We start from the raw sequence: 21,845 nt of genomic DNA, 5'->3' as shown, positions 1-21,845 counted from the left end.
TTCTGCTTCGAATTAGAAGCGGAAACGTACACCTGCGTAGTAGCGGCGACCGAACGGATCGTAGACGTCCGCTGCGGTATCCGTACCCGTCACGTTGAAGGACGTACCCGACAGAAGGTTGGGTGCATCCGTGTCGAGCAGGTTGTCGACGCCGAAGTAGAACTCAGCCTGATCCGTGACATAGAACGAAGCGTTCATGTCGAGGTAGAAGATCGCCGGTACGGTCGGGCAAGAGCCACCACGTGCCGGATCAAGGGCTGCAAACGCGGCGCAGAAGCCGTCATCTTCAGACGACTTGCCGATGTAGGTACCGGTGAAGCCGAGTTTGAAGAGATCGGTCTGATAGTTCAGGTTCGCGGTGAAGCGATCCTTAGCCGTGCCAATTTCTCCAGCCGAGGGATCCGGATCTTCCGTCGGAAGCGAGAAGAAGTCGTTCTCGATGACGTGGGTGTAAGCCACACGCATGGAGAGACGATCATTCTCGGTCACGCCGAGCGGAGCCCACCAGTTCGCCGTCACGTCGACGCCGGAAGTCTTGGTGACTGCCGCGTTGACCTGAAGCGCATTGATGAACTGCAGCGAACCAGCGCTATTCACGGCGGTTGCCGCCGGACGACGGGTAATCAGGCCGCAGAAGGTCTGGTTGCCCTGGTTATAGCACTGATCGAGAGTGTCCGCCCGGGGGAAGCCCGAGATAACGTCTTCGATCTCGATGTTGTAGTAGTCGGCAGTAAGCGTCAGGCGCTCGAAAACACCGCCCAGCGAACGCGGGGCGATGACCGCACCAACCGTCCAGGAGTCGGCAGTTTCTTCGAACAGGTTGGGGTTACCACCGTTGAAGCCACTGATGCCCTGAAGGTCAGCCTGGTTAAGCGTGAACGTTCCGTTCGCCGCGATATTCGCTGCGACACCAGCGTCGGCACGACAGTTGTCGCCCGTTGCGCCACCGCCGGTTGCACCAATGCCAGCGCACGGATCGCTCAGGCCAGCCGGGAAGGTCTGCGAAAGACCGGCGAAGAGTTCGCCGATGTTCGGAGCGCGAACCGCACGTGCCCAGGTACCGCGAATGCGGATGTCGTCGATCGGCTGCCACGTACCAGTGACGTTCCAGCTGTAGACGGTTCCAACAGTCGAGTAATCGGCCACCCGGACAGCACCGCCGACTTCGAGCAGTTCGAAGCCAGGGGTGTTAGCGAGGATCGGCACGCGGACTTCGACAAAGCCTTCGACGACGTCGAACTTGCCCGAAGTGTCTGGCAAGACGTTACCGGCGTTGAGGCCCTGGTTGGTGAGCGCATCGTTGTCCGAGAAGGACGATTCACGACGATACTCGACGCCTGCTGCAACACCCAGAGGTCCGGCCGGCAGGTCGAACAGCGAGCCAGAGATGTTGCCCTGTACGACATGCTGCTTGAGGCCAGTCTGGAACGTGCCTTGCGCCTGGATGTAACCAACCGCCGCCTGCGAAATGTTGCCCGCACCGAAAATGTTGGCGGGGGCACAGCCATTGGCGCGTGCCTCGGCGTCGAGACAGATTACGTCAGTGGTAAGGCCGTCACCGTCGAGGTCGTTCACGTCCACGATCGCTGCGAGAGCGTCGCGGAAGTTTACAACATTGACCTGACCGGTCGAGATCTGGTTCTCGCTGACCTGGCCGTAGTTGTAGCTCACATCCCAACGGAAACGATCATCTGCCAGGGTGCCGTCGAAGCCGACAACCATGCGGTAGAAGTCGCGCTCGGTCGAGCCGAGGCGCGATCCGAACTCAACCAGACGGCGGACGAAACCGATATCACGGAGACCGTCACCATCGGTATCGGTAGCCGCTGCCGCAATTGCCGCAGGCACATACGGGTTGGCAACGATCGTGTTGGTACCCGGAAGGTAGTTTTCGATCGGCATCTGGCCCGAACCCGGATAGATCCCGGTCGTGCCCGAGGACGACAGTGCGAACGGTTCGATCTCACGAGCCGACGAAGTTTTGTTGAACGTACCTTCGAAGAAGAAGTTGATGTCGTCGTTCAGGGCATACTCGCCCGAAGCGGCGAACAGGTAACGCTCGACAGGAACAGCGATGGTACGGAAGTTCTGCCGGTTAAAGCCATTCGGGCCGGTGCCAGAACCGATGGTTGCAGCACACGTTGGACCGTTGGTGGTGAAGCAGTTCTGCAGGTTTCCGTTCGGATCGTACGTGAAGGTACGGGTCGGCGTGATGAAGCGGCCCTGGGGAGGGAAGCTCGAGAAGAACGGGATAGATTCGGTACCGAAATCATCCCGATTGCCGGTCAGGCGGAACAGATCGAAATCGTCGACCGCGGTGTTCGCGCGCTTGCGCGAAAGCAGGCCTTCTTCGTTCGAATAGCCGAAGTGGACCATGATGTTGCCATCGCCATCGGCGAAGTTGGTGCCGATCGTGGTGTTCAGCTGGTAGCGAGCATCGTCTCCGTGTTCGGTAATGCCGTACTGACCATTGGCTTCGATGCCTTCGAAGTCGCGCTTGTAAACGAAGTTCACAACGCCGGCGACAGCGTCCGAACCGTAAAGCGACGAAGCGCCGCCGGTCAGGATGTCGATGCGCTCGACGAACTGGGTCGGGATGACGTTAAGGTCGACGATCGGCGAGTTAGCGACCGAACCCACCACGCGACGACCGTTGATCAGGACCAGCGTACGAGCCGAACCGATGTCGCGAAGGTCGACGGTTGCAGTACCGGTGCCCGAGGTAAGAAACGCCGAGTTGGTGCGGCTGAGGGCCGGAGTACCGAACACGGGGTTTTCGAGCAGCAGTTCCTGGACGTTGGTAACGCCGGCATCGTCGATAGCGGCGTCGTCAAGGATCTGGAGTGGAGCGGGCGACTCGACGGTCGGCGACGCAATGCGCGAACCGGTGACGATAATCAGATCGCCGACTTCTTCAGCTTCAGTTTCGTCAACAGCCTCATCCTGGGCGAACGACGGAGTCGAAGCCAGGACAAGTCCGACCGCAAACGAACCAGCGCTCAGTCGAAGTTTGGTGGATGTCTTCATTTGGTTTCATACCCTTATGAATTTGCGTCACTCGACAAATGCGAGAAAACGCGTTGCCGGCAATGACACCACCAGCCCCCCTGTTTGAAGTGCTGGAACGTCTTGCCAAGTTCATCGGGCGAAGCAAACGACGCCAAGTTTCATCACAAATGGATTCAACAAACGTCGATTAGCCAGTCCCTGAGTGCGGCTCTGTATGAACAGGGGCTGCAAGTGAAGCGGCCCGGGTGGATCAAGTAAAATTCGCACACATGGTGTAGCTCTGTTGCAACACCGTGAATCTTGCAGGATCGGCGCGATTCGGCCATTCTTGGAAACCATCGCAACATCCGGCTTGCACAATTTGTGTTGGGCGAAGCACACGAGGAAATTCCAATAATGAAAGCAGTCCTTCGAGGTATTCTGGTTCTCGGCGCCGTCCAGATTGCGCTGCCGGTAGCGGCGGAAGAAAGAGATCTGCCCGAGGTGGCGTCACCCGACGTGGTCGAGAAGCTGTTTCAGTGCCGAACGATCGAGGACCCAACTGATCGGCTGGCCTGCTTCGACCGGCAGGTGGCCGAAGTCTACCAGGCGAAAGAATCCAAGGATCTTGTGATCGCCGATCGCGAGCAGATGAGAGAAACCCGCAAGGGCCTGTTCGGATTCTCTCTTCCCAAGATCGGTCTGTTCGGTGGAGGCGATGACAAGGAGGACGAGATCAAGGAGATATCTTCCCAGCTCGCCAGGGTCGGTCGAGCTTCCAACGGCCGCCTGACCTTTACAGTGGCGGGCGGTGCGCGCTGGATTCAGACCGACAACGTCCCTGTTCTGGGAGAGCCGAAAGAAGGGGACGAGGTCACCATCGAAAGTGCAGCACTCGGCAGCTACATGGCGAAGATCGGTAAGCGCCGTCCGTTCCGCGTCAGGCGCGTCGACTAGGCGCGCGCCACCGGAGTAGCGGACCGATTGGGAACCCCTCTCCAAGGGTGTCGGCGCATCTGACGTTGTGCTGCCCGATACAGCGCGCTTGCGGTGTATCGATAGAAGGACGACGATCAGAAACGCGGTTGACGTTAACGTAAGGTCGGCCTAGGCCGGTGGCGATTTGCAACCATATCCGGAGTCCCGCCATGTCCACTGCCTATATCGTCGAAGCCGTTCGTACTGCCGGGGGGCGTCGCGGCGGACGACTTGCGGGGGTTCATCCGGTTGATCTTGCGGCCAAGTCGCTCGACGCGATCATCGAGCGTAGCGGTATCGATCCCAAGGCGATCGACGACGTGGTGATGGGTTGCGTCAGCCAGGGCGGCGAGCAGGCGATGCAGGTCGGCCGCAACGCGGTCCTTGCGACCAAGCATCTCGGCGAGGGCACGCCGGCCGTCACGATCGATCGCCAGTGCGGGTCTTCGCAGCAAGCGATCCAGTTTGCCGCGCAAGCGGTGATGAGCGGAACGCAGGACGCGGTGATCGCCGCGGGCGTTGAAAGCATGAGCCGCGTGCCGATGGGTTCGACCGCCATGTTCCACATGAAGGAAGGCCTCGGGAACTACAAATCGCCTGGCCTCGAGGAAAAGTATCCGGGCATCCAGTGGTCGCAGTTCATGGGCGCCGAAATGATCGTTCGGAAGCATGGCTTCAGCAAGGACGACCTCGACCGTTTCGCGCTCTCGAGCCATGAGAAGGCGATTGCCGCGACCAAGGCCGGCGCCTTCGACAATGAAATCGTGCCGGTCGAGATCGAGACTCCCGAGGGCACCGAAATGCACACGGTGGACGAGGGTATTCGGTTCGATGCGACGCTCGAAGGAATCGCGGGCGTCAAGCTGCTCAGCCCCGAAGGCACGATTACCGCCGCGAGCAGCAGCCAGATTTGCGATGGTTCCTCGGCAGTGCTGGTCGTCAACGAGGAAACGCTCAAGACCCACGGCCTGACTCCGCTGGCGCGCATCCACAATCTGACGGTAACCGCGGGCGACCCGGTGATCATGCTGGAGGAACCGCTATTCGCCACCGACCGCGCGCTCGAACGTGCGGGTATGAAGATCGGCGATATCGACCTGTTCGAAGTCAACGAGGCCTTCGCGCCGGTGCCGTTGGCCTGGCTCAGGCACACCGGTGCCGACCCCGAACGACTGAACGTCCACGGCGGTGCGATCGCGCTCGGCCACCCGCTCGGCGCGTCCGGCACCAAGCTGATGGCGACGCTGGTCCATGCGCTTCACCGCCATGGCAAGAAATATGGCCTGCAGACGATGTGCGAAGGCGGCGGCGTCGCCAACGTCACGATCATCGAGGCGGTCTGATCCCATATCTGATTGAGAGGAAATGAAATAATGGAAGTTTCTGCCAATACCCCCGCAGTCGTGACCGGCGGCGCATCGGGCCTGGGTGCCGCGACCGCGCGCGCACTCGCCGCCAAGGGCGCGAAGGTCGCGATCTTCGACATGAACGAGGAGAAGGGCGAGGCGCTAGCAGCCGAGATCGGCGGCGTGTTCTGCAAGGTCAATGTGACCAGCGACGATGAGGTTGACGCCGGATTTGCCAAGGCGCGCGAAGCCCACGGGCAGGAACGCATCCTCGTCAACTGCGCCGGTATCGGGAATGCGATCAAGACCGCCAGCCGCGACAAGCAGACCGGCGAGATCAAGCACTTCCCGATCAGCGCCTTCGATTTCGTGATCCAGGTGAACCTGATCGGCACCTTCCGCTGCATCGCCAAGTCCGCCGCCGGCATGATGACGCTCGATCCGATCAATGACGACGGCGCGCGCGGCGCGATCGTCAACACTGCTTCGGTTGCGGCCGAGGACGGCCAGATGGGCCAGGCGGCCTACTCGGCGTCGAAGGGAGGCGTCGTGGGCATGACGCTCCCCATCGCGCGCGACCTGATGCGCGAAGGCATCCGCGTGAACACCATTCTGCCGGGCATCTTCAACACTCCGCTGATGAACGCTGCGCCGCCGCAGGTGAAGGAAGCGCTGGCCGCCAGCGTGCCGTTCCCGCAGCGCCTCGGCAATCCGGAGGAATATGCCAAGCTCGCCATGTGCATGATCGAGACCGGCTATTTCAACGGCGAGGACGTGCGCCTCGACGGCGCGATCCGAATGGCGCCGCGCTGAGTCCCTACCGGGGGAGCTTTGGCTCCCCCGCTATTCCGCTTGGCGGATCGAACTGGCGGACGGTTATCTGGCATTCTCCGCGCGCTGCTTCAGTGCCGCATTCATCGCATTGAAGCCGGTCCTGATCTGCTCTTTTGCAAACAGATACAGCAATGGCGCCGCCAGGCCGTAAATCCGCTCGTCATGATCGAGCCGAACGCGCCCGCCCCCAAGTTCGGTGAGCTGAAAAGTGTGATCGCCCAGCCCGATCCAGCGGAAATAAAATGCGCCGGTCCAGGTAAACTCGCGGTGCTCCTGATAGTCGGTCACCTGCGGCACGAAGACATGCCGCTTGCCGCTATCGGTGCGCGGGCGCACTTCGAAAGTCGCCCCGGGCGCGATCCGGCCCGTGGCATTGGCGATGAACGGGTTCCACTCGTGATAGCGGTCGAGATCGACCAGGATTTCCCAGATGCGTTCTACCGGCGCGGCGATCTCGATTTGGGTGCGGATGGTGTAGCTCATTGCGTGCTCTCCGGAATGCGGCGGTGAAGGAAGTCGAGTTGCTCGGCCACGACAGCTGCAAAGCACTCGCCAAGATAGACGTCGAAATGGTCGCAATCATGCGCGCGGAACTCGCAGTCAGGCATGCGCGCGGCGGCCCGCCGGGCGGGCTCGAAAGGCGTGGTGCGATCCCGCCGTCCGGCTTGCAGCAGCACCGGACAAGTGATCTCCGCGGCGCGCTTGCCAGGCGAGTAGCGCAGCGTTTCGAGAAGGCTCAGCGCAGTGACACGGTTGTGCTCATCGAAATAGTCGCGCCACTCCGACCCCGGCAGCATCGCCACCAGCGCGTCGTAAGCGCCAGGAGTCGACATGGCACCGAATTCGCCAGGCGGAGCGAATGCCTTGATCATGTGACGCTTGCCGAACAGGCTGAGTAAAGCATCTGCGACTATTGCCCCAGCAACGCGCGGCAATTTGCCCAACGGAACCGCCAAGGAAGTGGCCAGCGCGCTGATATGCGGGACCTGTGCAATCACCCCTGCAAGGTCATCATATTCCGCGGCGATGTGCAGCACATGCCCGCCCGCGAATGAGGAGCCCCACAGCACGATCTGCCTGTATCCGAGCGAGCGGGCGTGTGCGATGGCGGCGCGCCAGTCCGCATGCTGCAAGCTGACCTTGAGCAGCCCGCGCGGGTTCCCCTCGCTCTCGCCGAAATGGCGATAGTCGAACAACAGCACGTCATGGCCCGCTGCCTGAAACGCGCTGGCATAGGCATCGAGCCCATAATGCCGCGTGCCGCCAAAGCCGTGCGCCATCACGATGCAGGTGGCGGATGGCGCGGCCTCGCTAGTGTAGAGCCATGCCGCGCAACGCTCAGCGCCAGAAAGGAAGGTGATATCCCGCCGCATGCGGATCAGCCTTTGGAGCCGAGGCGCGAGAGCTGGATGCCGACGATCAGGAAGATCGCAGCGAAGGCGAATAGCCATTTGATGATCGAGGCTGTGGTGCTGATCGCGGTGAGCGGCTGCATCACCATCTGATAATCCTCGCCGCTCAGGAACATGTGCTGCAGTCCGTTCTCGAACCAGTCGCAGATTCCGGCGATGAGCGGGAATGTGAGCACGGTGTTCCAGCGGTCGGAAAGCCGCGCAGCATCCAGGGTCATCGCGAGCGCAACGCTGAGGAAGATCGTGTACCAGACCCAGTGGATATCGTCGAAGATCAGATGCCCGTGGTAGAAGCCCATCACGCCTTCGGCTTCCCACGCGGAAAAGGTCGCGAGGTAATCGGCGGGGCTAAAGCCGGTCACCTGCAAGCCAATCATCCGCTCGGTCACCAGCGGGTGGAGCGTGACGGCGATGATCACCTGCGAGACAAGATAGATGCCGCCGAACAGAGCCAGCAGCCCCCTGTGCGAAAGGAATTCGCGCGTCGATTTCAAGCTTGGCATTTGCGCCATGAAAGCCTCCCATTCGTTGCATGCGCGACAGTCGCGCATCCGGAACTACTACAGATGTAGTGAGATATGCGATTCGCCTTGCGCAGTCAACTACATTTGTAGTAACGAGGCAGCATGAGCAGCGAAACACCCTCCAGTCGCGCCGAACAGGCCGTGCGCGCAGCGGTCGAAGTGCTGGGTGAAAAGGGCGCGGCGGGCCTGACCCACCGCGCGGTCGATCGCCACGCCGGACTGCCAGAAGGATCGACCAGCAATCACTTCCGCACCCGTGGGGCGCTGGTGTTGGCGATTTGCCAATATCTGACCGAGCACGACCTCCGGGCACTCTATCAGGCGTCGCAGAGGTTCCGGGGCGATGGCGAGTTGACGCCCGATGCAGCTGCCAAACGCCTGGTGGAAATTATCCAGCGCTGGACGAACACCGAGGCGGTGCTCACAGCCGCGCGCCTGGAACTGTTCCTGATCGCGCATCGCGATCCGGCAGTCGCGGAGAAGTTGGCCGCGGTGCGCCGAACCTTTGCGGCGCGTTCGCGCGAATGGCTTGAACAAATGGCCCCGGGGTCAGGGGAACATACGCTCACGGTCATGGCGCTGGTGGAGGGACTGACATCCAACCAGCTGCTCCATCAGTCAGGACGCATGCCGAAACGCGAGGTGGAAGCGGCAATTCGGCTTGTGCTGGAGTCGATCAAGGGCTGAACGATCCTCGGCGCGCTCGGCAGTCCGCGCGCCTTTCCTACCGGTCGCACCTCACGGTATGATCGCATGATGCAGGTGTTCGGAACCTGGTTCGATTTATGGAAAGTCACAATTCGCAATCGTGCTCTCGAAGCAAATATCTGAGAATCAGCGGTTTTCCTGGAACGTCACACTTTTCAATTGCGCGTTCCGTGTTCCATGTGTTCCATCCAGTAGGATTGCCAAGGAGGGATTCTCGGCGCCGAAGGCGTCGCAAGGGCGACTGCCCGCCCGCAGCGAAGCGACCTTCAGGTCGCGTGAGCAAGGAAAGCCAAGGCTGCGGAGGCAGCCGCCGGCGTTTGAGGAGATGAAAAGTGCCCGAATTCACCCAGATCAAGCTCGACAAGGCAGATGGAATTGCGACGATCACGCTTCATCGCCCCGAGAAGATGAACGCCTTCACGCGCACGATGATGGACGAGCTGATCGCGGCGGTGGACGACACCGATGCAGACGACAGCGTGCGCGCGGTGATCGTGACGGGGCATGGGGACCGGGCTTTCTGCGCCGGGGCCGACCTGACGCCTGAGGGCGGGGGGCATGTGTTCTCGGATCCCAATCCGGTAGACGACCTGTCGGACACACGGGTCCGCGACGGGGGCGGGCGGCTGACGCTGCGCCTGTTCAATTCGCAGAAGCCGCTGATCGGGGCGTGCAACGGGGTCGCGGTCGGCGTCGGGGCGACGATGCAACTGCCCTTCGACATCCGTCTCGCCAGCGACAATGCGCGCTTCGGCTTCGTCTTTGCGCGGCGCGGGATCACGCCCGAGGCGGCGTCGAGCTGGTTCCTCCCGCGCCTCGTCGGCATGCAGAAGGCCCTCGAATGGTGCATGACCGGACGGATCTTCGATGCGGCAGAAGCGCTCGATGCCGGGCTGGTGCGCTCGGTCCACCCGCAGGGCGAGTTGATGGATGTCGCGCTGGGGCTGGCGCGCGAGATCGCCGACAACACCTCGGCCGTGTCGGTGGCGATGACCCGCGCGATGCTGTGGCGGCTGTCCGCCACCGAACATCCGATGATGGCGCACCGGGTCGACAGCCGCGCGATCTATCGCCTCAGCCGTAGTGCCGATGCCAGGGAAGGCGTCGCCAGTTTCCTCGAGAAGCGGGCGCCGCAATATCCCGACAAGGTCAGCGACAACATGCCCGACTTCTATCCGTGGTGGCACGAGCCCGACTATCGCTAGGTAAATCGCCGGTGCCCTTGCCAAGGGGCATGGTTGCATTAGAAACCATCGCATGACTGCCCGGGGAAACACCAATGGACGCGGCCGATTGGCCGATTTTCTGCCCTACCAGCTATCGGTGACATCGAACGCGGTCAGCAGCCTGATTGCCCAGCGCTACCGCGCGCGATTCGGTCTCAAGATCACCGAATGGCGGGTCATGGCGATCCTGGGCGATGCGGGCGAGGCGACCCAGCGCGAGCTGACCGAGGCGACGCTGATGGACAAGGTCGCGGTCAACCGAGCGTGCAAGATGCTCGAGGAGCGCGGCCTGGTGGCCCGTCAGCCCAACAGCGCGGACGGTCGCTCGCACCATCTCGTGCTGACCGGCGAGGGCAGGGCGATCCACGGCGAGATCATGCCGCTGGCGCTCGAGATCGAACGCGAGATCTTCTCGGCGCTCGAACCTGACGAGCGCGAGAAGTTCCGCGCGATGCTGCGCCGCATTTTCGACCAGGCCGAGAATACGGAACCCGCCTCGCGCGGCTAGGCGCGAAGCGGGTCTCGTTCGATGGTCGTCCGGGCCTAGCGGCCGGGATTTTTCGAGAAGGCGTCGGCGATCGAGCAGGCCGCCGGGCCGAGAATGACGATGAACAGCACCGGCAGGATGAACATGATCAGCGGCACCGTCATGATCGCCGGCAGGCGCGCGGCCTTTTCCTCGGCGCGCATCATGCGCTCGTTGCGGAACTCGGCCGACAGGACGCGCAGCGCAGAGGCGAGCGGCGTACCGTAGCGTTCGGTCTGGATCATCGTGGTGACGACGCCGCGGACCGCCTCGAGATCGACGCGATAGGCGAGGTTGTCGAAGGCTTTCTTGCGCTCGTTGAGGAACGAGAGCTCGATTGCGGTCAACGCGAATTCGTCACCCAGTTCGGGATAGGCGCGGCCCAGTTCCTTGGCGACGCGGTTGAAGGCGGAGTCGACGGTCAGACCGGCCTCGGCGCAGATCACGAGCAGGTCGAGCGCGTCGGGCAGGCCCTTGCGGATTTCGTTGGTGCGCTTGTCCGCCTTGTTCTTGAGGAACGTCTCCGGACCCTTGTAGCCGGCGTAGAGCAGCAGGCCCATGGCGCCAATGCGCTTCATCGAACCCCAGTCCGGGAAATAGTCGACGACATAGATCATCAGCACGCCGACCAGGCCGAGGATGATCGGCAGGACCATGCGCAGCGCGATGACGTAGACCGCCAGCTCCTTGTTGCGAATGCCGGCATGCGCCAGCTTCTGCTGGATGTCTTCGATCTGGCTCTGCTGGAGGACCTTCATGTCCGCCAGCTGCTGCTTGATCTTGTCGGTGCCTTCGGTCTTGCGAACCAGGCTGACGCGCTTCTTCGCGCTCGAGGTCACGATCCCGGCCTTAAGCTCTTCGCGCCGCTCGTTGAGCGACTTGACGCGTTTCGCCATCGGGTCCTTGATGGTGACCGCGGTATAGATCGCGAACAGCACGGCAAAGGCGGCCAGGCCGGCAAGCAGCGTGCCGACGAGGATAACGTCGAAACCGAGTAGGGTAGGTCCGGCAGGCTGGTTCAACATGGCTTGTCAGTCCTCACTCAGATCTCGAAGTTGACCATCTTGGCCATGATGAAGCCGCCGATCGACATCCACACCATGCCGCCGAGACCGGCGACGATCAGGCGATCGTCGGTGAAGAAGCCGCCGATGTAGGACGGGTTGATCCACCAGATCAGCGTGAACACGATGAAGGGCAGCGAGCCGACGATGTAGGCCGAGGCCTTGGACTCCGAGCTCATCGCCTTGATCTTGAGCTTCATCTGGGCGCGCTTGCGCAGCACGTCCGCAAGGTTGGACAAGGTCTCGGCCAGGTTACCACCGGTTTCGCGCTGGATCGCGAGCGTAATGCAGAAGAAGTTGAACTCGGGGATGCCGAGGCGATCTGCGGTTTCCTGCAGCGACTCTTCCATCGTGCGGCCGATCTTGATGCGTTCGACCACGCCCTTGAATTCCTCGCCAACCGAGCCAGGAACTTCCTGCGCGACGACGCCGAGCGTTTCGGTCACCGGAAGGCCCGAGCGAAGGCCGCGAACGAGCAGTTCGATCGCATCGGGAAACTTGGTGTTGAAGTCGTTGGTGCGCTTCTTGATGAGAAAGCCGACCACCATGTGCGGGATGCCCGCGCCAACCAGCATGCCGACACCTGCCGACATCAGGAATGCGCCGGTCCGCAGGAACACGATCAGGGTGACGACGATCGCGACGCCGAGCGAGGCGTAGAGATACTGCGAGATCGTCCATTTCTTGCCGGTGCGGTCGAGCCGCATGGCAAGGGCCTCGGCTCGCGAACCGGAACCGGCCTGCTTGAACTGCTTCGGCTTGCGCGCCGCGATGGCCTTCTTGAGCTGGGATTCGACCTTGGTGTCGGTGCTTTCGGAATGGCGATACCGCACAGCCTGGAGGCGGCGCTGGCTTTCCTTCGCGGCATTGGGGCCGGCCACCAGCATATATCCGCCGGCCAGCACGCTCATCACGACGCCTACGATGAGGAGAAGCTGCAAAATGCTCATGCGAACTGTCCCGCCTTTCCACTACCGGGCCTGGACCCGGGAACACGAGCCTCGCGCGGGGCCGGAAGGAATTCCGGCGACCCGCCCGTGGCGATTACTCGGCCGGCTCTACCGCCGACTCTTTCTTTTCCTTCTTCGCAAGCAGCGATTTCAGGTCGAAGCCGCCGAGAAGCGACTTCTTCTCGGGTCCGGCGCTATCGAGATCTTCTTCGCTCGCGCCCATGACGCGCTCGGCCACCTGCTTGATCACGTTCGAAGCCTTGCTCGACTTGTTGGCCGCGACAAAGGTCTGGCCAAGCTTGGCGGCATTGGCCGCCGCCTTGACGTCGTAAGGGATCGAGAAGTCGATCTTGCGTTCGATCGAGGCTTCGAAATCGGCCTTGCTGATCTCGGCCACACCCGATTGTATCTTGTTGGCGACAATCATCGTGTGCGCATGCGCTGCATTGGTCTTGAGCCAGCTGAGGATCCGGATGGTGTCGCGCGCCGAAGCGAGCGTCATCTCGGTCGTCAGCAGGATCAGGTTCACGTCGGCCAGCACATGCGGGAAGTTGATCAGCATGTTGCGCGGCAGGTCGATCACCGTCATTTCGAACGCCTGGCGGAACTCTTCCTCCAGCTGGACGAAGGCTGCGCCGTCGGTCATCAACGGCTGGCTGATCGGTGCCTCTGCCGACAGGATCGACAGATTGTCGTTGGCGCGGATCATCGCGCGTTCGATGAACAGTCCGTCGATGCGGCTCGGATTGTCGATGGCATCGGTCAGGCCGCGGCCCGGCTCGAGGTCGAGCGCCAGCGCGCCCGTGCCGAAGTGGACATCGAGGTCGAACAAGGCGGTTGGCGACTTGTGCTCCTCGCTGAACTGCCAGGCGAGCGAGGTGGCGAGGGTGGATGCACCCACACCGCCGCGTGCGCCGACCACAGCCGTCGAGATGTGACGCTTGACCGCTTCGCCATCGGCGTTGCGCGGTGCGGTGAACACGGCCTGGGCCTGGTTCAGCGCATCGCGCAGCGATCCGGCGGAAAGCGGCTTGAGCAGATAGTCGTGGATGCCGCTCGCGAGCAGGTCGCGATAGAGGCGCACGTCGTTCACCTGGCCGATCGCGATCACCACCGTGCCGGGTTCGCAAACCTCGGCGAGGGCGTTGATGTCGTTAAGCGGATCGCCGCTTTCCGACAGGTCGACGAGCAGGATGTTGGGACTGGCGCTGACGCTCAGCGACTGGATCGCGTTGCGCAGGCCGCCTTTGTTGCACTTTTCCGGCTGCCAACCCAATTCGATGACGACCGGGCGCAGCACGTCGAGTGCGGCATCGTCGCAAATATAGGCGGCGAACGGATCGCGATTGCCGGGCATTCCGGATTTCCAGGGCGCGTTCATGACTTAGTTCCCTCCGCCTTCATTAGTTGCCACTGCCCGGCTTGCGCGAGCGGTATGCGTCGATAGCTTTGTTCGAATTCATGATGACGGTTTCACCCGTCCCCTTCTGACCTTCGATCAAATCCTCGGGATTGGCGACCATCGCAGCCAGGTTGCCATTGGTGGCGCAGCCGTAGCCGGGCGAGGTCGCGTTGCGATAATTCATGTCGGACTTGGCCGACCAGTTCGGGCAGTTCGGAACCGTTGCCTTGCTACGCGTCAGCACGATCCGGGCCTGGCCCGGCTGGACAAAACCCGAAGTGACGGGCGCCGTTTCATCGACCAGAATACCGTGACGACCGGCAAGCTTGGCCACCGCTTCGCGGGTCGCGTCGCTGGCCATCGGGTCTTCGATCGAGACCCGGTCGCCGTAGCCGAGATCCATCGCTTCGAACCAGCCAGCGACACGCTGCTGTTCCGGGATGGTCAGCCCACCCTGTCCGGTCTGGACGTCGAGGGAGTAGTTGGTCCGCTCGACGACCGGTTGATTGACGCTGTACACGGTCTTGTTGGTCGGCATGCCGCCGCAGCCGCCCAGCGCGAGGCCAAGCGAAAGGGCAAGGGCACCGGCGATCTTGCTGTGTTTTGCAATAGGCATTGGTCTCACCTTTCCCGATTAGAGGCTGAAGCCGGGCGCCGCAGAATCTGCGCGACGCTCCTTCTTGCGTTTCTTGCCTTCAGCCTGACGCTCTGTGCTCGACTGGCTCGTGGGCACGATCGCGGCCGGATCGACTTCGCTGACCGCAGGCGGCGGGGCGTCCTCGTTGACCGCGCGTGGGGTCGGCCTGCTGCCACCCGAAACGCCGTCATGGTACTGGAAGCCGAGCAGTTGCTGGAGCTCGTCCGATGCCTGGTAGCCATCGGTCGGCAGCTTGATGTCGGCTGCGTTGACCGGTTCGACCAGGTAAGGCGTCACAACGATGACCAGTTCGGTCTCGCCCTTACGGAAGCTGCGCGAGCGGAACAGGTTGCCAAGGATCGGCACGTCGCCAAGACCCGGGGTCTTGTCGATCGAATTCTGGGCATTGTTGCTCATCAGGCCGGCGATCATGAAGCTCTGGCCGGAGCCGAGCTCGATCGAGGTCTCCGCGCGGCGGATTGTCAGTGCCGGGATCTGGAAACCGTTGACGGTTACAGCGCCCTGGCTCGACAGTTCCGACACTTCAGGCCGCACACGGAGCGAAATGCGTCCGTTGGCGAGAACAGTCGGAGTGTACGACAGGCTGACACCGAACTTGCGATAGTCGATCGACGTCGTGCCGAGGCCCTGGCTGATCGGAATCGGGAACTCGCCGCCTGCAAGGAATTCGGCGGTTTCGCCCGAAAGTGCCGTCAGGTTGGGCTGCGAAAGCGTGCTGATCAGGCCGATACGTTCGGCAAGATCGAAGGCGCTGATGACATCGAGCCCGAACAGACGGCCGAGGCCAGCGATCGTCGAGCCGGTACCCGTGGTACCGATGCCCGGACCAGTGAGCCTAGACCCATCGGGGAAGGTAATGCTGGGGTTCTGCACTCCGCGTCCCACGGCCACCGGGCCAGCCGGATCGAAGGATCCAGTACCAAGTGCGCGGCCATTGCCGATGCCGAAGCGGAAGCCTTGGCCGAAATCCGACGTCGTAAGGTTGCCGTTGATTTCGCGTACGAGCGAGCGGCTGACCTCGGCGAAGCGGACCTGCAGGTTGACTTGCAGCGGCGTCGCCATCTTGAGGCGGCTGATGACATTGGTGTTGTCGCCGACGAAGGCCTGGACGAGGCGCTCGGCCTCGGCCGCATCTTCGGGAGCGGCGACAGTGCCGGTCAAGAGAACGGTGTTCGAACCCATGGTCGCGACGCCGATCTTCGCTTCGGGCATCGCCAGCGCCAGCATCTGGTCGATGCTGTCGAGGTTGGAACCGACGCGAACATTGGCCGACCAGATGATGTCGCCCGCGGCATTGCTGGCATAGATCGTGGTCAGGCCGCCGGACTTGCCGAAAACGTAGAGCTGGCGCTGCGACTTGATCTGAACATCGGCAATCGAGTCGTTGGCGATGAAGACGTCGGCCATTGCGCCGGGCACGGTCACGAGCTCGCCGCTACCGATCGAGATCACGATCTCGCTCGAAGGATTGCGGACCGACTGGGCGACCGCGGTTTCGACCGGCATGCTAGCCAGCGGCGCCACGGCGCAAGCCGCAATCAGCGCTGTTTTCAAAAGGCGGCGTTTCATGATCTTGCCCCTCACTTTGTTTCCCTGATGGAAAGCCTGGTTTCCGACACTCAGCATGACTTATTGTCCTTCCGTGCCGGTGATGGATCCGATGGTGGATCCGGTGTTCGACATGCCCTGCGACTGTGCCTGCATGGCTGCGCCGATCATCTGTTCGAACATCGACGGCTGGCTTTCCTTGCCTTTCACGACCTGGCCATTGGCGCCGATCGGAACCGACTTGGTGCTGTTGCCACGCGTCACGTTGATGACGGGGCCGGTCCGCGCCGGGCCGGTCGGGCGGAACATGTCGCCCGGGTTGAAATCGGCACGCGTCGGAGCGCGCGGCGGAACCGTCGAACGCTCGAAGCGCGAGACGTCGCCGCCGGTCGAGAAGGTGGTGGTCGTCTCGATCGGACGATTCATTGCCGCACGCAGCAGCGCCTCTTCTTCTTCCGGGGTCGCATCGGACGGGATCACGACGTCACCCGTCGCGATGGCCTTCTCGAGTTCGGCCTGGTTGTCGGCGATCGAGCGCAGCACGAGGCTGATCTGTCCCAGCGTCTGGGCGACGAGCACGCGTTCGGCGAGCTTCGGCGTCACTTCGAGCGTGACGGTCCGCGAAGTCTTGGCGACGCTCTGGCCCTTCTTGTTGGTCTTGCCTTCGACGCGCTGGTCGGTGGCGAGGACGCGAAGGTTGCGGAAGATGGTTTCGGCAGCCTTCAGCGGAGTGCCTTCGCCGCCGCCCTTGATGGTCTGCGTCAGAACGAGGTCGACGCGGTCACCCGGGAAGACGAAGCCGGCAACACCGGTCTTGACCGACACCGGAACGGTGACGGCACGCATGCCCGGGCCAAGCGCCGCAGCTAGGAAGCCGCGGTCGCCGGGCTTGACGAGCGAGCCCTGCGTAACCGGCTCACCGGCCGTGATCTGGTGACGGACAACGGTGCCGACCAGCTGGCTGACATCGGACTCGCCGTCGATGAAGTAGGCGTCCTGCACGAGCTCTTCCGGCCACTGCTGGAAATTCAGCGCGTCCGGAGTGATGATCGTGCCGATCGGCAGGGCGCGTTGTGCAACAAGCACTTTCGGACCCTTGGGAACCGGGGCAGCTTCGGCCTCGGGCGCACCAGCGCCGGCAAACATGCTACGAGCTGCGAGTGCGGTGCCGATGGCAATCACCAGCGCGCCGAGCAGCAATACCAGCTTCTTCTTATCCATGGCTAATCTAGCCCCCTCGTGTCGGCCCTGATCAAACTTGGGCAGGTATGGTTTAAGTCCCTAAGTCCAGACTGGTTAAAATCGGGTTCATCCCAAACCGGCGGCCTTGCCGGCTTGCGGAAAGTAATGTGCGCTCAGTACCCACAGCCCGCCGATCGCGATGGCGACGCCATATGGTACGGCGATCCGGTCGCGCTCGCGGCGCATGATGTGCCAGGCGCCGACCACGACGGTCAGCACGCCGCCTACCAGCGCCATGACGATGAGCAGTTTCAGGAACCACGTCGGCTCGATCCAGAGCGCGAGCGCGGTAAGCAGTTTGACGTCGCCGCCGCCCATCATCTTCATTGCGAAGAGCGCGGCAAGAATGGCGAAGGCGCCAATCGCAACACCGATCTGCAGGACGACGCCGGGGTAGAGATCGAGTCCGCTCGACCACCAGAACAGCGGGGCCGCAAGCGCGATACCGGCGTTCAGCCAATTGGATATCTGGCGGCTGCGGATGTCGGTAAAGGCGGCAACCAGCAGGGCGATTGCCAAGCCTACGAGCAATCCGTAGTGAAGATATGCGCTGAACATTCGGCCCCCAAATTCCCCTATGGGTGCCGGTGCTACAGGTTATCACTTACCAAAAAGTAACCAGTGTCGGAGGCTTGCCATTAGCGATAGCAGCAAAGGTCCAGCTTACCATATCGATCGCCGGGCAATCCCGCCCGCTGCAAGAGAGTCGATCTGGCAGGCCGGTGACGGGCATGAACTGCGCCGGATCGACTGGCCGGGTGCCCGCGATGCGGACGGCGAGCCGATTGCGCGGGGCTCGATCCTGTTCCTTCCCGGTCGCGGCGACAATTACGAGAAATATCTCGAAACGCTCGAGCAATGGCATCGCGCGGGATGGCAGGTCACGGCGGCCGACTGGCGCGGGCAGGCAGGCTCGGGCCGATTGGGCAAGGATCCCGTGACCGGCCACGTTGACGATTTCGCGCTGTGGGTCGAGGATCTCGGTGCCTTCTGGTCGAAATGGAAGAGCGAGCGGCCCGGGCCCTATATCCTAGCCGGACACTCGATGGGCGGTCATCTGGTGTTGCGGACCGTGGCCGACGGCGTGACCGATCCCGATGCGCTGGTCCTGTCCGCTCCGATGCTGGGCTTCGTCGGACCGCTCCCAGCTGCTGTCGGCCACACGGCCGCCAAGCTTATGAACAAGATCGGCGATCCGATGCGTCCGGCGTGGAAATGGAGCGAGAAGCCGGGCGCCATTCCGGCGTCGCGCCAGTCTCTCCTCACGCATGACGATGATCGCTATCAGGACGAATTGTGGTGGCGCGAACACCGCCCAGAACTGGTCATGGGTCCGGGCAGTTGGGGGTGGGTCGAGCAGGCCTATGCCTCGATGCGGGGGCTGTTTGCGCCCGGCAGGCTCGAAAGCGTGACCACGCCCGTGCTGCTGGTGGCGACATCGAATGACAAGCTGGTGTCGTATCCCGCAACCGAACAGGCGGCGGCGCGGCTGCCGAATGCCGAACTTGTCGGCTTCGGCGAAGAAGCCCACCACGAGATACTGCGCGAGATCGATGCGGTGCGAGACCGCGCAATGGATGCGATTTCCGAATTCCTGGGCCGGGTGGCGCCGCCCCAGTGAATCCTCGCTACGATATTGCCGTAATTGGTGCCGGGATTGCCGGCGCAAGCATCGCTGCCGAAATCGGCGATGCGGCGAGCGTGGTCGTGCTCGAAGCCGAAGACGTACCGGGTTACCATTCCACCGGTCGCTCCGCCGCCTTCTGGGAAGAATGCTATGGCGGGCCCGATCTGGTTCCGCTGACGCTGGCCTCCGGCGACTACCTGCGCGAGCAAGGTTTCCTGTCGCAGCGCGGCGCCCTTTATCTCGGGCGCGAGGTGGACGATAGCCTCCTCGCGGACTTCGAGCGACGGTTTGCAGGCACGGGCGCGCACTTCGAACGGATCGGCCGCGATCGGCTGGAACAGATCGTACCCGGCTTGCTCCCGGCCTGGGACCGCGCGATCTGGGAACCGGGCTGCGCCGATATCGATGTTGCTGCGCTTCATGCGCATTACCTGTCGCTGGCCAAGAGAGGCGGCGCGGAGCTGGTTTGCCGTGCACGGGTCGCGGCAATCGAGCCGGGAGGCGACTGGGCGTTGCGCCTGGCGGACGGTCGCGAAGTGCGCGCGGGGACCATGGTCAATGCAGCGGGGGCCTGGGCCGATACCATCGCCACCATGGCAGGCGTGGTGCCGATCGGCATACAGCCCTACCGCCGGACCGTGGCTCAGTTGAGGGTGGATCCGGCAACCAGCGACGACCTGCCTCTATGCCTCGACATCTCGGGCACCTTCTATTTCAAGCCGGAGAGCGGCAGGCTGTGGCTCAGCCCGCACGACGAAACGCCGACCGATCCGGTCGATGCGGCCCCGGAAGAGCTCGATATTGCGATCGCGATCGATCGGCTGGAGGGCGTGGCCGGCTGGCAGGTCCAGGCGGTAGAACGGAAATGGGCAGGGCTGCGCAGCTTCGCGCCCGATCGGTTGCCGGTGTATGGGCGCGATCCAGACGAACCGGGGTTCTTCTGGTTCGCCGGCCAGGGCGGGTACGGAATCCAGACCGCTCCCGCGGCTGCACGGCTCGCCGCGCAGCTCCTGCTGGAGCGGGATCGCGACGCGATGACATGTAAAATCGACGCGCAAAAATACGCGCCCGGTCGGTTCCGCTAGATTTTTGACTTTTGCCGGTTAGGTTGGCCCGGCGAAATCCAAACTCAAGAGGCCACCACAAAGGGAGGACTGAATGGCGCACCACTTCAAGATCAAGCAGAACAAGAAGGGCGAATACGTCGCTTACTTCATGTACAACAAGGAACCGATCTTCTGGACCGAGGGCTACAAGTCCAAGGCCAGCGCCAAGAACGCCATTGCCTCCGTCCAGAAAAACGGCCCGGGCGCCGAAACGGTCGAAGAGTAAAGTCGAGTGAAGGATCGGCGCTGCGGCTACTTCGCCGCGCCGATCCTCTCCGCTGCCTCACTAGCAAGTTGGTCGACCCGCTCGTTTTCGGGATGGCCATTGTGTCCCCTGACCCAGTGCCAGGTGACGTCGTGACGTCCCACGGCGTCGATCAATTCGTGCCATAGATCGGCATTCTTGACCGGCTTCTTGCTGGCGTTGACCCAGCCACGCTTCTTCCAGCCTTCGACCCACTTGGTGATGCCGTCGATCACGTATTTGCTGTCAGAATAGAGATCGACCGAGCATGGCTCGATCAGGGCGTTGAGCCCGCGGATGACAGCCGTCATCTCCATCCGGTTGTTGGTGGTGTCGACCTCGCTACCCGACATTTCCTTTTCATGGCGCCCCATGCGCAGGAGCACCCCCCACCCGCCGGGGCCGGGATTGCCCTTGCAGGCCCCATCGGTGAAAATCTCGACCTGCTTCATCGCACGCAGTTGCCCGATCATCGCGGCCTCTCGAAAGCGCCCGATCCGGCATCGGCATAGAATTGCAGGCGCCGCGCGAAGTCCATCGGATCCTTGCGCGTCACCAGGGCATCGGCGGGTGTATTGAGCCAATCTTCGGCCCGGCTGGCAACGAAGCGCAGGCAGGCGCCCTGCGCCAGCAGCGGCAATTGCTCGCGCTCCGAAGGCTCGAGCGGGCGAGTCTCCTCATATCCCGCGACCAGCGCTTGCCCGACATCCGGCAAGTAGCGATGGCCGCCGTCCTCGAAGCACCACGACGCGTGGGTCACGGCCAGATCGTAGGCCATCGAATCCTCGGCGGCGAAATAGAAGTCGATCAGGGCGCTGACGCGGTCGCCGAGCATTAGCACGTTGTCGGGGAACAGGTCGGTGTGACAGATCGCCCTGGGCAGGTCCACCGGCCAAAGATCGCGCAATTGCGCGGCGCGATCGATGTAGGTCGGCAGTTCGGAGTCAATCCCCGACAGCGCAGCTTCGCCGCAATGCTCGAGGGTGCGGTGCGACATCGAAATATCGAGGCCGTTGGCGCGGCTCATGGCGAAGTCCTGGGAAGCCAGATGCATTTGCGCCAGGGCGCGGCCGACCGCACGTGCCTGCCCGACGGTTGGTCTGTCGACCGAAACGCCTGGGAGGAATTCGATCAGCGCAACTGCCTTGTCCCCGATCATGCGGTAATAGGCGCCGCTGCGGTCGTGGATCGTGCGCGGGACGGGGCAGCCCTTCGCCGCCAGGTGGTCGAGCAGGCCGAGGAAGAAGGGTAGGTCGCTCGTTTCGATGCGCCGTTCGTACATCGTCAGAATATAGCGTGCGCCCTTTCCATCGGGGCCACTGGTCTCCACCAGCCAATTGGAGTTCGAGACGCCTTCGGCAATCCCCTTGGCCGAAATGAGGCTGCCAACCTCGTAATGCGCGATCAGCTGCGCCAGATCTTCTGCGCCGAGATGGGTATAGACAGCCACGCCCAGCGCCCG

Annotated in this window: 22 protein-coding genes; 9 read left to right on the top strand and 13 right to left on the bottom strand. The window is 62.5% G+C overall.

Going from position 1 to position 21,845, the window contains the following annotated elements; all coding sequences use genetic code 11:
• Positions 1-12: 12 nt before the first annotated feature.
• Positions 13-3,027, bottom strand: a complete 3,015-nt coding sequence (locus P7228_RS03040; RefSeq protein ID WP_278016751.1) for a TonB-dependent receptor domain-containing protein — start codon at positions 3,025-3,027, stop codon at positions 13-15.
• Positions 3,028-3,405: 378 nt separating this feature from the next.
• Here P7228_RS03040 and P7228_RS03035 point away from each other — a divergent pair, with 378 nt between their 5' ends.
• From P7228_RS03035 to P7228_RS03025, 3 genes are all read left to right on the top strand, one after another.
• On the top strand, positions 3,406-3,945 hold the full coding sequence (locus P7228_RS03035; protein ID WP_278016750.1) for a hypothetical protein: 540 nt from the start codon (positions 3,406-3,408) through the stop codon (positions 3,943-3,945).
• A gap of 191 nt (positions 3,946-4,136) precedes the next feature.
• Positions 4,137-5,309, top strand: a complete 1,173-nt coding sequence (locus P7228_RS03030) for an acetyl-CoA C-acetyltransferase (RefSeq protein WP_278016749.1) — start codon at positions 4,137-4,139, stop codon at positions 5,307-5,309.
• 30 nt (positions 5,310-5,339) lie between these two features.
• Positions 5,340-6,125 carry an SDR family NAD(P)-dependent oxidoreductase gene (locus P7228_RS03025; protein ID WP_278016748.1) on the top strand — a complete coding sequence of 262 codons (786 nt, stop codon included), beginning with the start codon at positions 5,340-5,342 and terminating at the stop codon, positions 6,123-6,125.
• Positions 6,126-6,188: 63 nt separating this feature from the next.
• On the opposite strand, the gene P7228_RS03020 is transcribed toward P7228_RS03025, so the two are convergent.
• The 3 genes from P7228_RS03020 to P7228_RS03010 are packed head-to-tail and all read right to left on the bottom strand — an operon-like array spanning position 6,189 to position 8,070.
• Positions 6,189-6,629, bottom strand: coding sequence for an SRPBCC domain-containing protein (locus P7228_RS03020; protein WP_278016747.1), 441 nt, complete (start codon positions 6,627-6,629; stop codon positions 6,189-6,191).
• Positions 6,626-7,519, bottom strand: coding sequence for an alpha/beta hydrolase (locus P7228_RS03015; protein WP_278016746.1), 894 nt, complete (start codon positions 7,517-7,519; stop codon positions 6,626-6,628). Before P7228_RS03015 ends, P7228_RS03020 begins: the two co-directional genes overlap by 4 nt.
• A 5-nt stretch (positions 7,520-7,524) precedes the next feature.
• Positions 7,525-8,070 carry a hypothetical protein gene (locus P7228_RS03010; protein WP_278016745.1) on the bottom strand — a complete coding sequence of 182 codons (546 nt, stop codon included), beginning with the start codon at positions 8,068-8,070 and terminating at the stop codon, positions 7,525-7,527.
• Between the two features lie 114 nt (positions 8,071-8,184).
• Between P7228_RS03010 and P7228_RS03005 the strand changes: the two genes are divergently transcribed.
• From P7228_RS03005 to P7228_RS02995, 3 genes are all read left to right on the top strand, one after another.
• Complete coding sequence (locus P7228_RS03005; RefSeq protein WP_278016744.1) at positions 8,185-8,769, top strand: TetR/AcrR family transcriptional regulator; 585 nt, start codon at positions 8,185-8,187, stop codon at positions 8,767-8,769.
• Between the two features lie 353 nt (positions 8,770-9,122).
• Positions 9,123-9,995, top strand: coding sequence for a crotonase/enoyl-CoA hydratase family protein (locus P7228_RS03000; protein ID WP_278016743.1), 873 nt, complete (start codon positions 9,123-9,125; stop codon positions 9,993-9,995).
• 52 nt (positions 9,996-10,047) lie between these two features.
• The gene (locus tag P7228_RS02995) at positions 10,048-10,524 is read left to right on the top strand and encodes a MarR family winged helix-turn-helix transcriptional regulator (protein WP_278016742.1); all 477 of its coding nucleotides are present in this window, start codon (positions 10,048-10,050) and stop codon (positions 10,522-10,524) included.
• Between the two features lie 35 nt (positions 10,525-10,559).
• Here the strand turns inward: P7228_RS02995 and P7228_RS02990 are convergent, their stop codons facing one another.
• From P7228_RS02990 to P7228_RS02960, 7 genes are all read right to left on the bottom strand, one after another.
• Positions 10,560-11,567: a type II secretion system F family protein gene (locus tag P7228_RS02990; RefSeq protein ID WP_278016741.1), complete on the bottom strand. Its 1,008-nt coding sequence runs from the start codon at positions 11,565-11,567 to the stop codon at positions 10,560-10,562.
• Positions 11,568-11,584: 17 nt separating this feature from the next.
• Positions 11,585-12,556 (bottom strand): type II secretion system F family protein, encoded by a 972-nt coding sequence (locus tag P7228_RS02985; RefSeq protein ID WP_278016740.1) that lies wholly within the window; start codon positions 12,554-12,556, stop codon positions 11,585-11,587.
• A 94-nt stretch (positions 12,557-12,650) separates the two neighbouring features.
• Positions 12,651-13,937, bottom strand: coding sequence for a pilus assembly protein CpaE (locus P7228_RS02980; RefSeq protein WP_278016739.1), 1,287 nt, complete (start codon positions 13,935-13,937; stop codon positions 12,651-12,653).
• Positions 13,938-13,959: 22 nt separating this feature from the next.
• The gene (locus P7228_RS02975) at positions 13,960-14,574 is read right to left on the bottom strand and encodes a CpaD family pilus assembly protein (RefSeq protein WP_278016738.1); all 615 of its coding nucleotides are present in this window, start codon (positions 14,572-14,574) and stop codon (positions 13,960-13,962) included.
• Between the two features lie 18 nt (positions 14,575-14,592).
• The gene (locus P7228_RS02970; RefSeq protein WP_278016737.1) at positions 14,593-16,185 is read right to left on the bottom strand and encodes a type II and III secretion system protein family protein; all 1,593 of its coding nucleotides are present in this window, start codon (positions 16,183-16,185) and stop codon (positions 14,593-14,595) included.
• Between the two features lie 60 nt (positions 16,186-16,245).
• A complete protein-coding gene (gene cpaB, locus P7228_RS02965) occupies positions 16,246-17,385 on the bottom strand; it encodes a Flp pilus assembly protein CpaB (protein WP_278016736.1) in 1,140 nt (379 codons plus the stop codon).
• Between the two features lie 87 nt (positions 17,386-17,472).
• Positions 17,473-17,964 (bottom strand): A24 family peptidase, encoded by a 492-nt coding sequence (locus P7228_RS02960; RefSeq protein WP_278016735.1) that lies wholly within the window; start codon positions 17,962-17,964, stop codon positions 17,473-17,475.
• A gap of 19 nt (positions 17,965-17,983) precedes the next feature.
• Between P7228_RS02960 and P7228_RS02955 the strand changes: the two genes are divergently transcribed.
• The 3 genes from P7228_RS02955 to P7228_RS02945 all read left to right on the top strand — a co-directional run bounded on the left by P7228_RS02955 (position 17,984) and on the right by P7228_RS02945 (position 20,365).
• Entirely contained in the window at positions 17,984-19,027 is a 1,044-nt protein-coding gene (locus P7228_RS02955; RefSeq protein ID WP_278016734.1) for an alpha/beta fold hydrolase, read from the top strand.
• Entirely contained in the window at positions 19,024-20,118 is a 1,095-nt protein-coding gene (locus P7228_RS02950; RefSeq protein ID WP_278016733.1) for an NAD(P)/FAD-dependent oxidoreductase, read from the top strand. Before P7228_RS02955 ends, P7228_RS02950 begins: the two co-directional genes overlap by 4 nt.
• 73 nt (positions 20,119-20,191) lie before the next feature.
• Entirely contained in the window at positions 20,192-20,365 is a 174-nt protein-coding gene (locus P7228_RS02945) for a YegP family protein (RefSeq protein WP_278016732.1), read from the top strand.
• A gap of 26 nt (positions 20,366-20,391) precedes the next feature.
• On the opposite strand, the gene rnhA is transcribed toward P7228_RS02945, so the two are convergent.
• The gene (gene rnhA, locus P7228_RS02940; RefSeq protein ID WP_278017694.1) at positions 20,392-20,835 is read right to left on the bottom strand and encodes a ribonuclease HI; all 444 of its coding nucleotides are present in this window, start codon (positions 20,833-20,835) and stop codon (positions 20,392-20,394) included.
• A gap of 17 nt (positions 20,836-20,852) precedes the next feature.
• Entirely contained in the window at positions 20,853-21,833 is a 981-nt protein-coding gene (gene thrB, locus P7228_RS02935) for a homoserine kinase (RefSeq protein ID WP_278016731.1), read from the bottom strand.
• Positions 21,834-21,845: the final 12 nt, after the last annotated feature.

The sequence above is a fragment of the Altererythrobacter sp. CAU 1644 genome (genome assembly GCF_029623755.1).
GTDB lineage: Bacteria > Pseudomonadota > Alphaproteobacteria > Sphingomonadales > Sphingomonadaceae > Erythrobacter > Erythrobacter arenosus.
Note: the sequence above shows the minus strand (reverse complement) of the source record. Positions and strands in the feature narration are given on the sequence as shown.